The following is a 17,636-nucleotide window of genomic DNA, read 5'->3' as shown; positions in this document are numbered from 1 at the left end:
AGTTAATTATATTCCCTTATTGGGATAGTCATTGTAGCTTGTAATTTCTTTTTCAAAAATATCAATAAATTCAGGTTCTAAAAATGTTTTTAAAGCTTTTTGAAGCTTTTTTTTTATCTTGGAATCTGAGTAACATATTTTTGACTTGCAAATGTAAGCTGATCGCCCCATTCCCTTTTGAAACATGATCCCTTGCTGATGATCTTTGGTAATCTTTAAAAGATGTTTCCTGTCATATGTTTTTCTACATGAAATGCATATGCGCATAACAGGGGTTTGTTGTATCACCGTTTTCTCTCCTCTTTGGCGGATAGTTGACTATCTTGAATAGTCTCTATTTCATTATTATCTGAAAAGTCTTCTTCTTGGTATTGTTCTTCTCCATATTCTTGATCATCCTCAGGAAGCGGATAAAGCTCTCTTAATCTTGCATCTTCTGCAGCACGCTCAGCTTGTTCTGCTTCTACTCTTAGCTCAGCTTCTCTTTGGAGCTTCTCTTCATCTTCCCTTTGAATGATTAATTCAGAGACTGCAGCATCTTCTGATTCCTGATCATATTCATGTGAATTTTTAACATCAATCTTCCAACCAGTTAATCTTGCGGCAAGTCTTACATTTTGACCTTCTCTACCAATTGCCAGACTCAATTGATCAGGAGGAACTAGTACGTGCGCATGTTGCCCTTCTGGGTCAACTAGTCTTACTTGATCGACTTTCGCAGGACTTAAAGAGTTTAAAATATACTGTATTGGATCAGATGACCATTTAATAACATCAATTTTTTCTCCTCTTAATTCATTAACTACTTGTTGAATTCTTGCTCCTCTAGCTCCAATACAGGCGCCTACAGGGTCCACTTCTTGTTCAACACTGTCAACAGCTACTTTTGTTCTTGGACCAACTGCTCTTGAAGGAGGGTTTGCTTCTCTTGAAACAGCAACTATTTTTACTGTACCTTCTTGTATCTCTGGCACTTCATTTTCAAATAAATAAACTACCAAACCTGCATTTGCTCTACTTACAAAAAGTTGTGGTCCTTTTCTAGCTATTTCGCTAACTTCTTTCAAAAATACTTTGAAAGTTGCATTTGCTCTGTAGTTATCATTTGGTAATTGATCTCTCTTGGGAAGTTCTGCCTCTACTTCAGGTCTGCCAATGCCAGAACTAACACCCATAATGACTGATTGCCTTTCAAATCTTATAACTCTTGCAGTTAAAACAGGATCCTCCAGATCTGCAAATTCTTCTTGGATCATTTTTCGCTGCTGATCTCTTAACTTTTGGGCTAAAACTTGCTTTGTTGTTGAAGCAGCCATTCGCCCAAAGTCCTCTTTTTCAGGAGTGACGTCTAAAACTACTGTGTCACCTATTTGAGCATCATCAGCTACTTGCTTGACTTCCAAAAGAGATATTTGATGATCATCGCTCTCAACTTCTTCAACGATTATTTTACTTGATAATATTCTGTAACCTTCTTCATCAAGATCTAATCCAACATCAAAATTACTAAAATATTCTTCATCAAATGGATCTTCGTTAACTCCAATGTAAAAAGTTCTTCTATATTTTTCGTATCCTTTTAACAAAGCTTCGCGCAAGGCTAATTCTACGATATTAGGAGGTAACTTCTTTTCCTCACTAATGTCTTCAATGAGATTGTTTAAACCGGGGAGAATAACTAATGCCATCTATGATGGGAAATTGAATAATGGTGGAAAAATAATTAATCTTTTAATGTGCAAAGACTAATCTTTAGTACTTCATCAAAAGGTATTTTTTTTATCTTACCTTTTATGTTAATGGCTAAATAATCTTTAGACTTTTCATAAAGCAAACCATTCAGAAATTTTAATTTTGAACTCTTTTGGTTTAACTCAACATTAACTGGAAAACCCTTAAAAGTTTTGAAGTCTCTTTCTGAGGTTAATTCATCACTGACCCCTTGACTACTAATTTCTAAGACATATGAACAATTTAAAAGATTTGATTTTTCTATTTCATCAGATGCTGGAGTATTAAAAAGCGCACAATCATCTAATGAAATGTCATCCCCATTAGCTTTTTTTAAAATTATTTCGATAACAATTGGATTTTTATTAGTTTGTATATTTAAACTACAGATTTCGAAAGCAAAAGCATTAGCAACTATTTTTATTAAGTTTTCCAGTTTAAGTTTGTTTTCTTTATTCAAGTTGAATTACAGAAATATCTAATTAAATTTATTTTCACACATAAAAAAGTTTTTAAAAAAATTTTTCGGAAATTTGTATTTTAAGGATGTAAACAAAAATTCAACAATTATATAAATCTTCAATTAGATTTATTTGATAAATAAAAAACTTATAAATAAATGAAATTTCTTAAGATTAAATTTACTAATTTAATCCAAATATTCATTATTGCTTGTTTAGTTAATTTTTCTCAACAAGCTGAGGTTTTAGCTTTAATTTCATCCGAAAATCATAATTTTGTATCAACTGCGATTAAAAATGTTGCCCCTGCGGTTGTAAAAATTGATACTGAGCGATTGGTAGAAAGGCAACAATTTGATCCAACTTTACTAGACCCTTTATTGAGGGATTTACTTGGGGAGCCTGGAATTGGACCTGATAGAGAAAGAGGCCAAGGTTCTGGTGTCATTATTAATGAGAATGGTTTAGTTCTTACAAATGCTCATGTAGTAGAAAGAGTTGATGATGTTTCAGTAACTTTGGCAGACGGAACTGTTTGCGATGGTCAAGTTTTGGGTACAGATGTAGTCACAGATCTAGCTTTAGTGAAAATTAAAGAGTCTACTTATTCTCATTTTGCACCACTTGGAAATTCTGAAGATCTTGAAGTTGGAGATTGGGCAATTGCTCTGGGTACCCCCTATGGTTTAGAGAAAACCGTTACCTTAGGTATAGTAAGTAGCCTGCATAGGGATATAAATAGTCTAGGCTTTTCAGATAAAAGGCTTGATCTAATTCAGACTGATGCCGCAATAAATCCAGGAAATTCTGGAGGGCCACTTATTAATTCAAGTGGTGAGGTAATCGGAATCAATTCATTGGTAAGAAGTGGTCCTGGAGCTGGTCTAGGTTTCGCAATTCCTATAAATTTGGCTAAAAATGTTTCTGATCAGCTTCTTAAAAACGGAGAAGTTATTCATCCATACCTAGGAGTTCAATTGATTTCTTTGAATCCTAGAATGGCTAAGGAACATAATCATGACCCTAATTCAATTGTTCAACTACCTGAAAGAAACGGAGCTTTAATTCAATCAGTCATACCTAATAGTCCTGCTGAAAAAGCTGGTTTAAGAAGAGGCGATTTAGTAATAGCAGCCGAAAATGTTTCTATAGAAGAACCTAAAGCTCTCCTTGATCAAGTAGAAAAAGCTCAAATAGGTAAAGTATTTCTTCTGAATGTTTTAAGAGATAATAAAGAGATACAGATAAATATCAAACCAGAACCTCTCCCGGGTTTGACATAAATCACCCATTGAAATTTAATAATCTATAAACTTAGAAAAAAAGATCTTGGATTCACAAACTCAAATGAAACAAATAGTTGCTGATGCAGCAATTAAAGAAGTAAAGAGCGACATGATACTCGGATTAGGATCTGGATCTACAGCTGCGCTTATGATAAAAAGCCTCGCACATGAAATTAACTCTGGAAAATTGCAAAACATAAGAGGTGTTGCAACTTCCTTTCAGTCAGAAGTTTTAGCACTCGAACTTAATATCCCTCTTATTGATTTAGCTTCTGTCTCTCATATCGATTTAGCTATTGATGGAGCAGATGAAGTTGATCCAGGATTTCAACTAATTAAAGGTGGAGGAGCCTGTCATGTAAGAGAAAAGTTAGTAGCATCTAAGGCTAATCAATTGTTAATTGTTGTTGACGAAAGTAAAATGGTACAAAGTTTAAATCAATCTTTTCCTTTACCTGTAGAGGTCCTTCCAAATGCTTGGAAGCAAGTTCAGGACATCATCTCAGAAATGAATGCCAGTTCTTCTTTAAGAATGGCTACAAAAAAAGCTGGCCCAGTAGTTACTGACCAAGGCAACTTGATTTTAGACGTGTTGTTTAATGATGGTATTAAGGATCCAAAGGGCATTGAAATGAGTATTAATAATATTCCAGGAGTATTAGAAAACGGATTATTTGTTGATCTTACAGATAATGTATTGGTTGGTAAAATTGAGAAAAATGTTCCAGTTGTTTACTCCCCTCAAAAATTGGCTAATCTTTAAATCTTATTTTTATTGAATTAGCGTGACTATGTAATCCCTCACTTTTAGCAAGGTTAATGATATCAAGACTATTAACTTTTAAACTTGCTTCATTAAATTCTATTATTGAAGTGTTTTTCATAAAAGTTTCAACTCCTAAAGAACCGCTAAATCTGGAATTTCCTGATGTAGGTAAAGTATGATTTGGTCCAGCCAAGTAATCTCCAACAGCTTCCGGCGTCCATTTTCCTAAAAATATTGCTCCTGCATTTTCTATACCTTCAAGAATCTTGTTTGGATCACAAGTTAAAATTTCTAAGTGCTCAGGAGCAAAGTTATTGCTTAGTTCAATACAGGTTTCATCATTTTCGCAAATAACAATTAATCCCCAATTTTTTATTGATTGCCTACAAATTTCTTTTCTTGGATGATCATCAATTATTTTGTTAAGTTCTTCTAAAACTTCGTTGGCCTGTTTATTTGAAGTGGTCAGAAGTATTGAAGAAGCTAAAGGATCATGTTCTGCTTGTGCTAATAAATCAGATGCTATATGTGTACTTTCAGCGGTTTCATCTGCAATGATTAATATTTCACTTGGACCCGCTAAGGAATCTATTCCTGTAGAGCCATAAATTAGTTTTTTGGCAGTAGTTACATAGATATTCCCGGGACCTGAAATAACATCAACTTTATCTATTTGATTAGTGCCAAAAGCTAAAGCGCCAATTGCTTGAGCTCCTCCAATTCTATAAACTTTATTGATTCCCGATAAGTGAGCTGCAGCTAAAACAGTTTTATTTATTGCACCTTCTCTATTCCCAGGAGATACCATTATAATTTCTTTCACTCCGGCTACTTTTGCAGGGATCGCATTCATTAATACAGTGCTTGGATAAGAAGCTCTACCTCCAGGGACATAAATACCTGCATTTTTTACTGGTCTCCATTTTCTTTGGACTTTATCACCATGTTCACCTTCTAAAGTGAAAGATGATGGAATTTCTTGTTCATGGAATTTTTTAATTCTTTTATGTGCTACTTCAAGTGAGTTTTTTAAATTGCTATCAATCTCATCCCATGCCTCCTTTAAATCATTCGGGCTAACTTGCATAGGTTTAGGGTTGAAACCATCAAATTTTCTTGTATATTTTTCTACAGCTAAATCGCCAGAAGTTTTTACCTCTTGAAGAATTTCTTCGACAATTGCATTGATCTTGTTATTGTTTTCTGAATTAGTTCTAGTAGAAATCCTTTTTAATTCTTGGATAGCATCTTTGTTATTTTTTATAATGTTCATATTCTTAATTTTTTCAAATTGAAGGACTCAAGATCCAATTAAATAACCTATTAAAATTATATATGATTGATTAGTAGTCGATTTATTTGTTATGATTAAAGCTACTATTATGTACACCCTCTGTGGCCAATAACAAATCAGCAAAAAAGAGAATACAAATTGCCGAAAGAAATCGTTTAATCAATAAATCATATAAATCTACACTCAGAACTTTTACTAAAAAAACCTTAGAAAACTGTGAAAAATATAAAAAAGAACCTAATGAGGATAATAAAAATTTAGTGAAAACAAGTCTGAATAAAGCTTTTAGTTTAATTGATAAGGCAGTTAAAAAAAATGTCCTACATAAGAATAATGGCGCAAATAAAAAATCAAAAATCAACACTGTTGTAAAAAATACTCTCACCACAAAGTAAAAAAACAGAGCATAATTATGAGCGATATTGCACTCATAGACTCACACTGTCATTTAATATTTGAAAACTTTGAAAAAGATCTTGAAGATGTTGTCCTAAGATTACGTTCAATAGGTGTAAAGAAATTAGTACATGCTTGTTGCGAATTAACAGAAATTCCCAAGTTAAAAAAAATATCCCATAAATTTAATGAAATTTATTATTCAGTAGGTTTGCATCCTCTAGAAGCAAAAAAATGGGAACCAAGTTCCAAATCTATTTTAAGAAGGTCAGCTCAAGAAGATAGAAGAGTTGTAGCGATTGGCGAATTAGGCTTGGATTTTTTTAAAAGTGAAAATAAAACTCAGCAAATTGAGGCTTTGATTCCACAAATGGAGTTAGCTTGGGAACTTGAACTGCCTGTAATTATCCATTGCAGAGATGCTGCAAATGAAATGATCGAGATATGTAACGATTTCTCTAAAAAAGGTAAATGCCCCAAAGGGGTACTGCATTGTTGGACCGGAACCCCAAAAGAAATGGAGAAATTCTTGGAGTTTGGTTTTTACATCAGTTTTAGTGGAATAGTTACTTTCCCAAAAGCACATGAGATTCATGAATGTGCAAAAATAGTCCCTAATGATAAATACTTAATTGAAACTGACTCACCTTTTTTAGCTCCTGTGCCATATAGGGGTAAAAGAAATGAACCTGCATTTGTTGAAAATGTTGCCAAATTCATGGCAGATTTGAGATCTACAGAATTAATTACAATTGCCCAAGAGTCATCTAAGAATGCTGAAGATTTGTTTAAATTTGACTTGTTAAGTTGACACAGCAGCTGCTAATATTAAGAATTACTGTAAATTTTTCTTTATTTTTTTGCTTTGACTTTCTCAGTTAATGGTTTTGTGGCCATTAATCTCAATTTTTTAGTTATTTATTAAATTGATTTTTTGTTGAAATCGAGATGTAATGCTTGATTTCAAGTTAAAAGAAAAGTTAAACAGCTTAATATTGGGTAAATTTAAAGTAAATGATAAATCTCACATAATCGAAGGATTTCTTGGATGAGCAGTAGCGCTTTACAGGTAGCAAAAACAGCTACTTATCTACCGGATTTAGTTGAAGTACAAAGAGCAAGCTTTAAATGGTTTTTGGAAAAGGGTTTAATCGAGGAATTACAAAACTTTTCTCCAATTTCTGATTACACAGGTAAATTAGAATTACATTTTGTTGGTGAAGAGTATCGATTAAAAAGACCTAGGCATGACGTTGAAGAAGCAAAAAGAAGAGATGCAACATTTGCTTCTCAAATGTATGTAACTTGCAGATTAATCAATAAAGAGACAGGAGAAATTAAAGAACAAGAAGTATTTATTGGGGAATTACCATTAATGACTGAAAGAGGAACTTTCATCATTAATGGTGCAGAAAGAGTAATTGTTAATCAAATTGTTAGAAGTCCAGGGGTATATTTCAAAGATGAACAGGATAAAAATGGTCGAAGAACATACAACGCAAGCGTTATCCCTAATAGAGGTGCATGGTTAAAATTTGAAACTGACAAAAATAATTTACTTTATGTAAGAGTTGACAAAACTAGAAAAATTAATGCTCATGTTCTCATGAGAGCTATGGGTCTATCTGATAATGATGTGGTCGATAAATTAAGACATCCTGAGTTTTATCAAAACTCTATTGATTCAGCAAATGATGAGGGTATCAATTCAGAAGATCAGGCATTACTAGAGCTCTATAAGAAGCTTCGTCCAGGAGAACCCCCCTCTGTTTCTGGAGGACAACAGCTTTTACATAGTAGATTTTTTGATCCTAAAAGATACGATTTAGGCCGAGTTGGTAGATATAAAATAAATAAAAAATTGAGGCTTACCGTACCAGATGATGTGAGAACACTTACTCATGAAGATGTGCTCTCTACAATTGATTATCTAATTAACTTAGAATTGGATATTGGTGGTGCGAGTTTGGATGATATAGACCACCTTGGTAATAGAAGGGTTAGATCTGTGGGAGAGCTTCTTCAAAATCAAGTAAGGGTAGGACTTAACCGTTTAGAAAGAATTATTAAGGAAAGAATGACTGTTGGAGAAACAGATTCCCTTACTCCAGCTCAACTAGTTAATCCTAAACCTTTGGTTGCTGCAATTAAGGAGTTTTTTGGATCCAGTCAATTAAGTCAATTTATGGATCAAACTAATCCTCTGGCTGAGTTAACACACAAGAGAAGAATCTCGGCTTTAGGTCCTGGAGGTTTAACACGAGAAAGAGCAGGCTTTGCAGTAAGAGATATTCATCCTTCTCATTATGGGAGATTATGTCCTATTGAGACTCCTGAAGGTCCTAATGCAGGTCTTATAAACTCTCTAGCTACTCACGCAAGAGTAAATGAGTATGGTTTTATTGAAACTCCTTTTTGGGAAGTTAAAAACGGTAAAGTTAACAAAGAAGGAAATCCTGTTTATCTTTCTGCTGATTTAGAAGATGAGTGCAGGGTGGCTCCAGGAGATGTTGCAACTGATAAGGATGGAAATATACTTGCCAATCTAATACCAGTAAGGTACAGACAAGATTTTGAAAAAGTACCTCCCCATCAAGTTGATTATGTTCAGCTTTCCCCAGTGCAAGTAATTTCAGTTGCGACTTCACTTATTCCTTTTTTGGAACACGATGATGCAAATAGAGCTCTGATGGGATCGAATATGCAACGCCAAGCCGTTCCATTGCTCAGGCCAGAACGACCTTTAGTTGGTACAGGTTTAGAGTCTCAAGTTGCTAGAGATTCTGGGATGGTTCCAATAACAAAAGTTAATGGGATTATATCTTATGTAGACGCTAATGAGATTGTTGTTAAAGATGAGGATGGTAATGAACATTTTCATTATCTTCAGAAATATCAAAGATCAAATCAAGATACCTGCCTCAACCAAAGACCTATAGTAAAAATTGGAGATCAAGTTATTTCTGGGCAGGTGTTAGCAGATGGATCTGCATGTGAAGGAGGTGAAATTGCACTAGGACAGAATGTCTTAATTGCATATATGCCATGGGAGGGGTACAACTATGAAGATGCAATTCTTGTAAGCGAGAGAATGGTAACTGATGATTTATATACATCGGTACATATTGAAAAATATGAAATTGAGGCAAGACAAACAAAGTTAGGACCTGAAGAAATTACAAGAGAGATTCCCAATATCTCTGAAGAAAGTTTGAATAATCTAGATGAAATGGGAATAATTAGGATTGGGGCCTTTGTGGAGAGTGGAGATATTCTTGTAGGGAAAGTGACTCCAAAAGGGGAATCAGACCAACCACCTGAAGAAAAACTGTTGAGAGCAATTTTTGGTGAAAAGGCTCGAGATGTTAGAGATAATTCTTTGAGGGTCCCTAAGACTGAAAAAGGGAGGGTTTTGGATGTTCGCATTTACACAAGAGAGCAAGGAGATGAGTTGCCTCCAGGAGCTAATATGGTTGTTAGAGTTTATGTAGCCCAGAGAAGGAAGATTCAAGTAGGTGACAAAATGGCTGGAAGGCATGGTAATAAAGGAATTATTAGTAGAATCTTGCCCAGAGAAGATATGCCTTATCTGCCTGATGGAACCCCTGTAGACATAGTTCTTAATCCTCTTGGAGTTCCAAGTAGAATGAATGTAGGGCAAGTTTTCGAATTATTGATGGGATGGGCAGCCTCCAACTTAAATTGCCGGGTTAAAGTTGTCCCATTTGATGAAATGTATGGTGCTGAAAAATCACATCAGACTGTTCAAGCATTTCTAGAAGAGGCTTCAAAACAGCCAGGTAAATCATGGGTTTATAATTCTGATGATCCAGGAAAGTTATTACTCAAGGATGGTAGAACAGGCGAACCATTTGATCAGCCAGTTGCTGTTGGATACTCTCACTTCCTTAAGTTAGTGCATTTGGTGGATGACAAAATTCACGCCAGGTCTACAGGACCTTACTCCTTGGTTACACAACAACCATTGGGTGGTAAAGCTCAGCAAGGCGGACAAAGGCTTGGAGAAATGGAAGTGTGGGCTCTTGAGGCTTATGGTGCAGCCTATACTCTTCAAGAATTATTAACAGTTAAATCTGATGATATGCAAGGAAGAAATGAAGCTCTAAATGCAATTGTAAAAGGTAAACCAATCCCTAGGCCTGGCACTCCTGAATCATTTAAAGTTCTTATGAGAGAACTACAATCTCTAGGTCTAGATATTGGGGTTTATACAGATGAGGGAAAAGAGGTAGATTTAATGCAAGATATAAATCCGAGAAGGAATACTCCATCGAGGCCAACATACGAATCCCTAGGAACCTCTGAATATGAAGAAGATTAAATATTCAATTAAAAACTTTTAATTTAAATTCCCAAAAATGACAAACAGCAACTTAAGAACTGAAAATCACTTTGATTACGTCAAAATTTCAATAGCTTCTCCACAAAGAATAATGGATTGGGGACAGAGGACATTGCCTAATGGACAAGTGGTGGGTGAAGTTACGAAACCTGAAACTATCAATTACAGAACACTTAAACCAGAAATGGATGGATTGTTTTGCGAAAAGATTTTTGGGCCCTCTAAAGATTGGGAATGTCATTGTGGTAAGTACAAAAGAGTTAGACATAGAGGGATTGTTTGCGAGAGATGTGGGGTCGAAGTAACTGAAAGTAGAGTTAGAAGACATAGGATGGGTTATATAAAACTTGCTGCACCAGTTTCCCATGTTTGGTATTTGAAAGGAATTCCTAGTTACGTTGCAATTCTTTTGGATATTCCACTTAGAGATGTTGAACAAATAGTTTATTTTAATTGTTATGTTGTTTTAGATCCTGGTGATCATAAAGAACTCAAATACAAGCAATTACTTACTGAGGATGAATGGCTGGAAATTGAAGATGAAATCTATGCTGAAGATTCAACTATTGAAAATGAACCTTTTGTTGGTATTGGTGCTGAGGCCCTGAAACAATTACTTGAGGACCTTGATTTGAATCAGGTTGCTGAGGAGCTTAGAGAAGAAATTACAAATAGTAAGGGTCAGAAAAGGGCAAAACTGATAAAAAGGATAAGAGTTATTGATAATTTCATTGCAACTAATGCAAAACCAGAATGGATGGTCTTAGATGCAATTCCCGTTATACCTCCAGATCTTAGACCTATGGTTCAACTTGATGGGGGAAGATTCGCAACTTCGGATTTAAATGATCTTTACAGAAGAGTGATAAATAGAAATAATAGATTAGCAAGACTTCAAGAAATCTTAGCTCCTGAAATTATTGTTAGAAATGAAAAAAGAATGCTTCAGGAGGCAGTAGATGCTCTTATAGATAATGGAAGGAGGGGAAGGACTGTTGTTGGAGCCAACAATAGAGCTCTTAAGTCACTTAGTGACATCATTGAAGGAAAACAAGGAAGATTTAGACAGAATCTTCTCGGTAAGCGTGTTGATTATTCAGGAAGATCTGTAATAGTTGTGGGGCCCAAATTAAAAATGCATCAGTGTGGTCTCCCAAAGGAAATGGCTATTGAGCTCTTTCAGCCTTTTGTAATTCATAGATTAATAAGGCAAAATATTGTAAACAATATTAAAGCTGCAAAAAAGTTAATACAAAAAGCTGATGATGAAGTTATGCAGGTACTTCAAGAAGTGATTGAAGGTCACCCAATTCTTTTAAACAGAGCACCTACATTGCACCGGTTAGGAATTCAAGCTTTCGAACCTAAGTTAGTTGGAGGAAGAGCAATACAACTCCATCCTTTAGTTTGTCCTGCATTTAATGCTGACTTTGATGGAGATCAAATGGCAGTTCATGTTCCTTTAGCGTTAGAGGCACAAACTGAAGCACGTATGCTTATGTTAGCGAGTAATAATATTCTTTCTCCAGCTACTGGGGAACCCATTGTTACTCCATCACAAGATATGGTTTTGGGATCTTATTATCTGACGGCTTTGCAACCAAATTATCAAAAACCTGATTTTGGAGATAATAAGAGTACATTTGCTTCACTGGAAGATGTAATTTTTGCTTTTGAAGATAAAAGAATCAGCTTACATGAATGGGTTTGGGTTAGATTTAATGGAGAAGTTGAAGATGAGGACGAAATGATTAATCCACAAAAAACTGAAGAGCTAGAAGACGGCTCAAGGTTAGAAACCTGGAATTTAAGAAGAGATAGATTTGACTCTCAGAATAACTTAATAAGCAGATTTGTTTTGACAACAGTTGGGAGAGTAGTAATGAACTATACCATTATTGATTCTATATCTAAAACGTAATCTCTAAAAAAATTTTTCATTCATTTAAAAATCATGACATCATCCAAATCTAAAAAAACTTCTAGAGTACGTAAAACTACTAAGAACTCAAAAAAGAATAATCCAGTTACAATGCCTGCTTTAGCTAAAACGCCGCCATCATTCAAGAATAAAGTAGTTGACAAGAAAGCCTTAAAAAATTTAGTCTCTTGGGCTTATAAAACTCATGGCACTGCTATAACTGCAGCTATGGCTGATAATTTAAAGGACTTAGGATTTAAATATGCTACCCAAGCTGCTGTTTCTATTTCAGTAGATGACTTAAAAGTTCCTGAAGCTAAACAAGATTTGATAGGACAAGCTGAAGAACAAATATCTGCTACAGAAGAATGCTACAGACTCGGTGAAATTACAGAAGTTGAGAGACACACAAAAGTTATTGATACATGGACTGAAACTAATGAGAGATTAGTAGATGCTGTTAAAAATAATTTCAATCAAAATGATCCTCTGAATTCCGTTTGGATGATGGCGAATTCAGGAGCGAGAGGAAACATGTCTCAGGTAAGACAACTTGTTGGTATGAGAGGATTAATGGCTAATCCTCAAGGAGAAATCATTGACCTGCCAATAAGAACAAACTTTAGAGAAGGACTCACTGTTACTGAATATGTAATTTCCTCTTATGGAGCAAGGAAAGGTTTGGTAGACACTGCATTAAGAACTGCGGATTCTGGCTATTTGACTCGAAGATTAGTTGATGTTGCTCAAGATGTAATTGTCAGAGAAGAAGACTGTGGAACAGAACGATCAATAGTTGTTGAAGCTGAAGATGGTAAATTTGGAGCAAGGCTTCTTGGAAGACTCACAGCTGAGGACATATTAGATTCTGAAAACAACTTAATTATTCCTCATAATACTGCAATTGATCCTGTATTTTCAGAAAAAATTGAGAAAGCATCAATTACAAATGTAAAAATAAGATCCCCTTTAACATGTGAAGCAAATAGATCCGTTTGTCGGAGATGTTATGGATGGGCTTTGGCTCATAATCATCTTGTTGACTTAGGTGAAGCAGTAGGAATCATTGCTGCTCAATCTATTGGAGAACCAGGAACCCAATTGACAATGAGAACTTTCCATACTGGAGGTGTCTCAACGGCTGAAAGTGGAGTTGTAAGATCAAAGATTTCTGGCAAAGTAGAATTTAGCTCAAAAGCAAAGGTTAGAGGTTATAGAACTCCTCATGGCGTAGAAGCTAAACAAGCGGAAGTTGATTTCATATTAAAAATAGTTCCTCAAGCAAATAACTCTAACAAAGCTCAAAAAATTGAAGTTTCTAGTGGATCGCTTTTATTCGTAGATGATGGTGAAGAAATTAATTCTGACATAACTGTTGCTCAGATAACTGCTGGGGCTGTTAAAAAGAGCGTTGAAAAAGCAACAAAAGATGTTATTTGTGACTTAGCTGGTCAAGTCAAGTACGACAAGGTTATTCAACCAAAGGAGGTTACAGATAGGCAGGGAAATATTACTTTAAAAGCTCAAAGATTAGGCAGGTTATGGGTCTTAGCTGGAGATGTTTATAACTTACCACCTAATGCAAAACCAGTTGTTTCATCTGAAGATTTTGTAGATGAAGGAACTGTTTTAGCAGAGGCAAGTCAATCAAGTGAGTTTGGCGGACAAGTTAGATTAAGAGAATCAATAGGAGATTCAAGGGAAGTTCAGATTGTTACTACTTCAATGTCTTTAATTAATTATAAATTAATTGAAGAATCTACCCACTCAGGTCAAACATATCATTTGGAATCTAGCGATGGAACCTCCTATCGTTTGAACACTTCCCCTCAGAGTAAAATAAGTAATGGTGAGGTCATAGCAGATTTAACGGATGAAAGGTTCCGTACAAAAACTGGAGGGTTAGTAAAATATTCGCCTGGATTAAGTGTCAAAAAAGCAAGATCATCTAAAAATGGTTTTGAAGTTAGTCAAGGGGGAACATTGCTTTGGATTCCCCAAGAGACACATGAAATAAACAAGGATATATCCCTTCTAATGATTGAAGATATGAAATGGATTGAAGCAGGGACAGAAGTTGTAAAAGATATTTTTAGTCAAACATCAGGAATTGTTACGGTGACTCAGAAAAATGATATTCTCCGTGAAATAACTGTAAGAAATGGAACTTTTCATGAGTGCAAAGATGAAGAAGTTTTAAATAGATTTACCGAAGAAGGAAATCTAGTAAATCCAGGAGAAAAGATTTTGGATGGTATTGATAATAAAGAAATTCTATTTGTGCAAAAGTTAGAAACTCCTAAATGTAAAGGCTTACTATTAAGAACTGTAGAAGAATTTACTATTCCTGATCAAGCAGAATTACCCCAATTATCTCACGTTAAGCAGGAAAAAGGACCACATTTAGGCTTAAAAGCCATCCAAAGGCTTACTTATAAAGACGGTGAATTGATAAAATCAGTTGAAGGAGTTGAATTACTTAGAACCCATTTAAGCATTGAAAGTTTTGATGCTACTCCTCAAATGACTATTGATGTCGAGTCGATTGAAGATAAAAATGATGCATCAATTAATAGATTAAATTTAGTAATATTAGAGTCTATCCTAGTGAGAAGAGATACTATATCAGACTCAAGTCATGGCTCAACACATACAGAATTGCAAGTTAATAATAATCAAATAGTTAAAGCAGGAGATGTAATAGCTACTACTCAAATTCTTTGTAAGGAAAAGGGATTGGTTCAATTACCAAATGTTATAGACGATGAGCCCATAAGAAGGTTAATCGTTGAAAGGGAGGAAGATAAAATTCAAATTAAGATTAGTAAGAAAGCAGTCGTTAAAGTCGGTGATCGCGTAGTTGATGGTGATCCTATTAGTGAATCTGATAAATCTACTTCTTGTGGAGAAATTGAAGCAATTTCTAGTAGTTCAGTAACCTTAAGACTTGGAAGGCCTTATATGGTTTCTCCTGATTCAGTTTTACATGTTAAAGATGGCGATTTAGTTCTGAGGGGAGATGGTTTAGCTTTACTTGTTTTTGAGCGGCAGAAAACTGGAGATATTGTTCAAGGATTACCTAGAATTGAAGAGTTGTTAGAAGCTAGGAGACCCCGAGATTCTGCGATTTTGTGTAAAAAATCTGGAATTGTTCAGATTAAAGAAGGTAATGATGAAGAATCAGTTTCTTTATCCGTTATTGAAAAAGATGATTTGGTTAACGAATATCAACTCTTAATTGGACAAAATATAATGGTTAGTGATGGACAACAAGTTACAGGTGGAGAAATTTTAACTGATGGTCCAATTAACCCGCATGAATTATTAGATTGTTACTTCATTGATTTAAAAGATCAAAAACCTCTAATGGAGGCAGCTCGAGAATCTATATCAAAACTACAAAGAAGTATGGTAAATGAAGTCCAAAACGTCTATAAGTCTCAGGGTGTTGCAATCGATGATAAGCATATTGAGGTTATTGTCAGACAAATGACAAGTAAAGTCCGCATTGAGGATGCTGGGGATACTACTCTCTTGCCTGGTGAACTTATAGAATTGAGGCAAGTAGAGGATACTAATCAAGCAATGGCAATTACAGGAGGGGCTCCAGCAGAGTTTACTCCGGTTTTATTGGGTATAACTAAAGCCTCCCTAAATACAGATAGCTTTATATCAGCAGCTTCATTCCAAGAAACTACTAGGGTTCTGACTGAAGCTGCAATTGAAGGTAAATCTGATTGGTTAAGAGGTTTAAAAGAAAATGTTATTATCGGTAGGTTAATACCTGCAGGTACTGGGTTTAGTGGATTTGTTGAGGAATTGGCTTCAGAGGCGGGCCCCCATCCTGATATCCTTGCGGAAGAATCTGGTGGATATAGAAGAGCGCAGAACTTAAGGCCAGATTATACAGTTGATATGCCACAAACACCTGCCGTAAGCTCTACTGCAATACTTGATGATCCTAGTGATGAAGATTTGGAGACTACGAGGAACCGACATGGAATCGACCCCACTTCCAGTAATTTTGCTGCCTTTGCAAGACCTAGTGCTGAAAATCAATTTTCTGAAGATCAATTACCAGATCCTGCTGCATTGGAAGGATTACAAGAAGAAGGCCTTTTGTCTGATGAATAAATATTATCTATTTTCATTTTTATTGACTAGAATTAATTCTTTAATTTGTAAGTGATGATTAAGCCAGAGATTCTCCCAAAAAGAAAATTACCTCGTTACGGTTTCCATTTCTATAATGAAAGACTTAATGGCAGAATGGCCATGCTTGGATTTGTTGCGCTAATTCTTACAGAATTTTTCCTAAAACACGGTTTGCTGTTATGGTGAGAATAGTTCTTAAATAAAGACACAATAAGTTGAAAAATCTTCTTGGAAGTAGTGTTGAGGAATTAGAAAATTTAGCTTTAAATTATGGTCAAGCTGCTTTCAGAGGTCGCCAAATCTATAATTGGATTTATAACTATAGAAATAAGAAGAAAAATATTGAGCAAATAGAAGTATTACCTTTGGACTTTAGAAAAAAGTTACGGGTTGATGGTTTTAAAGTGAGCGAACTTAGTTTTCAAGAAAAGAACTTGGCTAATGATGGCACCCTAAAGTTGTTACTTTCTACAGTTGACGAAGAAAGTATTGAGTGCGTTGGCATACCAACTGAAAAAAGACTTACTGCATGTCTTTCAACTCAAGTTGGATGCCCTATGGACTGTAAATTTTGTGCAACTGGGAAAGAGGGTTTGAAGCGATCTTTAAAATCTAGTGAAATATTAGATCAAATTTTATTTATTGAAAATGAAATGAATAGAAAAGTGACTAATATTGTTTTTATGGGCATGGGTGAACCTTTATTGAATATTGATGAATTGCTTTTGTCAATTAGATCTATAAATGAGGATTTTCAGATTAGTCAGAGAAAGATAACTGTAAGTACAGTTGCTGTTCCAAAAATGATTAATAAATTATCAGAAAAGTCTTTTCAGCTTTTAGGCAAGTGTCAATTTACATTAGCAATAAGCCTACATGCTTCAAATCAAAAAATAAGAGAAATGATAATACCAAGTGCAAAAAATTATGATATCAAAAATATAATTGAAGATTGTAGGAAATTTGTAAGAGATACTGGTCGGAGGGTAAGTTTTGAATATTTAATGCTAAGTGGTGTTAATGATACTTTAGACAATGCTAGTGAATTGAGTAATTTGCTAAGAGGCTTTCAATGTCATGTAAATTTAATACAGTACAACTCAATTGATGAGGTCGAATTTAAACGAGCTTCTCTAAAAAATCTTGAATTATTTCAATCTAGACTTTTTAATCATGGCATTGCTGTTAGCTTTCGGAAAAGTAGAGGACTTGATAAAAATGCTGCATGTGGTCAGTTAAGACAAAATGCAAGAAATAAATAAG

13 protein-coding genes are annotated in these 17,636 nt (G+C 34.9%); 9 read left to right on the top strand and 4 right to left on the bottom strand.

Annotated elements, in window-relative coordinates:
* Window positions 1–6: 6 nt before the first annotated feature.
* The 3 genes from HA146_RS08335 to rimP are packed head-to-tail and all read right to left on the bottom strand — an operon-like array spanning window position 7 to window position 2,191.
* On the bottom strand, window positions 7–288 hold the full coding sequence (locus HA146_RS08335) for a YlxR family protein (protein WP_209109084.1): 282 nt from the start codon (window positions 286–288) through the stop codon (window positions 7–9).
* Window positions 285–1,688: a transcription termination factor NusA gene (gene nusA, locus HA146_RS08330; protein WP_209109083.1), complete on the bottom strand. Its 1,404-nt coding sequence runs from the start codon at window positions 1,686–1,688 to the stop codon at window positions 285–287. The genes HA146_RS08335 and nusA overlap by 4 nt, the downstream gene beginning before the upstream one ends.
* Before the next feature lie 35 nt (window positions 1,689–1,723).
* Window positions 1,724–2,191: a ribosome maturation factor RimP gene (gene rimP / locus HA146_RS08325; RefSeq protein ID WP_209109082.1), complete on the bottom strand. Its 468-nt coding sequence runs from the start codon at window positions 2,189–2,191 to the stop codon at window positions 1,724–1,726.
* 159 nt (window positions 2,192–2,350) lie between these two features.
* On the opposite strand from rimP, the gene HA146_RS08320 reads away from it, so the two are divergent.
* On the top strand, window positions 2,351–3,475 hold the full coding sequence (locus HA146_RS08320) for a trypsin-like peptidase domain-containing protein (protein ID WP_209109081.1): 1,125 nt from the start codon (window positions 2,351–2,353) through the stop codon (window positions 3,473–3,475).
* Between the two features lie 64 nt (window positions 3,476–3,539).
* Entirely contained in the window at window positions 3,540–4,241 is a 702-nt protein-coding gene (gene rpiA / locus HA146_RS08315) for a ribose-5-phosphate isomerase RpiA (protein ID WP_209109080.1), read from the top strand.
* Here the strand turns inward: rpiA and hisD are convergent.
* Window positions 4,231–5,517 (bottom strand): histidinol dehydrogenase, encoded by a 1,287-nt coding sequence (gene hisD, locus HA146_RS08310; RefSeq protein ID WP_209109079.1) that lies wholly within the window; start codon window positions 5,515–5,517, stop codon window positions 4,231–4,233. The genes rpiA and hisD overlap by 11 nt on opposite strands.
* Before the next feature lie 122 nt (window positions 5,518–5,639).
* Between hisD and rpsT the strand changes: the two genes are divergently transcribed.
* The 7 genes from rpsT to rlmN all read left to right on the top strand — a co-directional run bounded on the left by rpsT (window position 5,640) and on the right by rlmN (window position 17,635).
* Window positions 5,640–5,933, top strand: a complete 294-nt coding sequence (rpsT, locus tag HA146_RS08305; RefSeq protein WP_209109078.1) for a 30S ribosomal protein S20 — start codon at window positions 5,640–5,642, stop codon at window positions 5,931–5,933.
* 17 nt (window positions 5,934–5,950) lie between these two features.
* Complete coding sequence (locus HA146_RS08300; protein WP_209109077.1) at window positions 5,951–6,745, top strand: TatD family hydrolase; 795 nt, start codon at window positions 5,951–5,953, stop codon at window positions 6,743–6,745.
* A 237-nt stretch (window positions 6,746–6,982) separates the two neighbouring features.
* Window positions 6,983–10,276: a DNA-directed RNA polymerase subunit beta gene (gene rpoB / locus HA146_RS08295; RefSeq protein WP_209109076.1), complete on the top strand. Its 3,294-nt coding sequence runs from the start codon at window positions 6,983–6,985 to the stop codon at window positions 10,274–10,276.
* Window positions 10,277–10,313: 37 nt separating this feature from the next.
* Window positions 10,314–12,218, top strand: coding sequence for a DNA-directed RNA polymerase subunit gamma (locus tag HA146_RS08290; protein WP_209109075.1), 1,905 nt, complete (start codon window positions 10,314–10,316; stop codon window positions 12,216–12,218).
* A 33-nt stretch (window positions 12,219–12,251) separates the two neighbouring features.
* Window positions 12,252–16,352, top strand: a complete 4,101-nt coding sequence (locus HA146_RS08285) for a DNA-directed RNA polymerase subunit beta' (RefSeq protein WP_209109074.1) — start codon at window positions 12,252–12,254, stop codon at window positions 16,350–16,352.
* 54 nt (window positions 16,353–16,406) lie between these two features.
* Entirely contained in the window at window positions 16,407–16,559 is a 153-nt protein-coding gene (locus HA146_RS08280) for a high light inducible protein (RefSeq protein WP_209109073.1), read from the top strand.
* A 29-nt stretch (window positions 16,560–16,588) separates the two neighbouring features.
* A complete protein-coding gene (rlmN, locus tag HA146_RS08275; protein ID WP_209109072.1) occupies window positions 16,589–17,635 on the top strand; it encodes a 23S rRNA (adenine(2503)-C(2))-methyltransferase RlmN in 1,047 nt (348 codons plus the stop codon).
* Window position 17,636: the final 1 nt, after the last annotated feature.

This window comes from Prochlorococcus marinus CUG1416, from assembly GCF_017695965.1.
Taxonomy (GTDB): domain Bacteria; phylum Cyanobacteriota; class Cyanobacteriia; order PCC-6307; family Cyanobiaceae; genus Prochlorococcus_A.
Note: the sequence above shows the minus strand (reverse complement) of the source record. Positions and strands in the feature narration are given on the sequence as shown.

Coding starts and splice junctions, on each gene's coding strand:
- rpiA (WP_209109080.1), top strand. CDS start 3,540: ATGAAACAAATAGTTGCTGATGCAGCAATTAAAGAAGTAAAGAGCGAC.
- HA146_RS08300 (WP_209109077.1), top strand. CDS start 5,951: ATGAGCGATATTGCACTCATAGACTCACACTGTCATTTAATATTTGAA.
- HA146_RS08280 (WP_209109073.1), top strand. CDS start 16,407: ATGATTAAGCCAGAGATTCTCCCAAAAAGAAAATTACCTCGTTACGGT.
- rpoB (WP_209109076.1), top strand. CDS start 6,983: ATGAGCAGTAGCGCTTTACAGGTAGCAAAAACAGCTACTTATCTACCG.
- HA146_RS08285 (WP_209109074.1), top strand. CDS start 12,252: ATGACATCATCCAAATCTAAAAAAACTTCTAGAGTACGTAAAACTACT.
- hisD (WP_209109079.1), bottom strand. CDS start 5,517: ATGAACATTATAAAAAATAACAAAGATGCTATCCAAGAATTAAAAAGG.
- nusA (WP_209109083.1), bottom strand. CDS start 1,688: ATGGCATTAGTTATTCTCCCCGGTTTAAACAATCTCATTGAAGACATT.
- HA146_RS08290 (WP_209109075.1), top strand. CDS start 10,314: ATGACAAACAGCAACTTAAGAACTGAAAATCACTTTGATTACGTCAAA.
- HA146_RS08320 (WP_209109081.1), top strand. CDS start 2,351: ATGAAATTTCTTAAGATTAAATTTACTAATTTAATCCAAATATTCATT.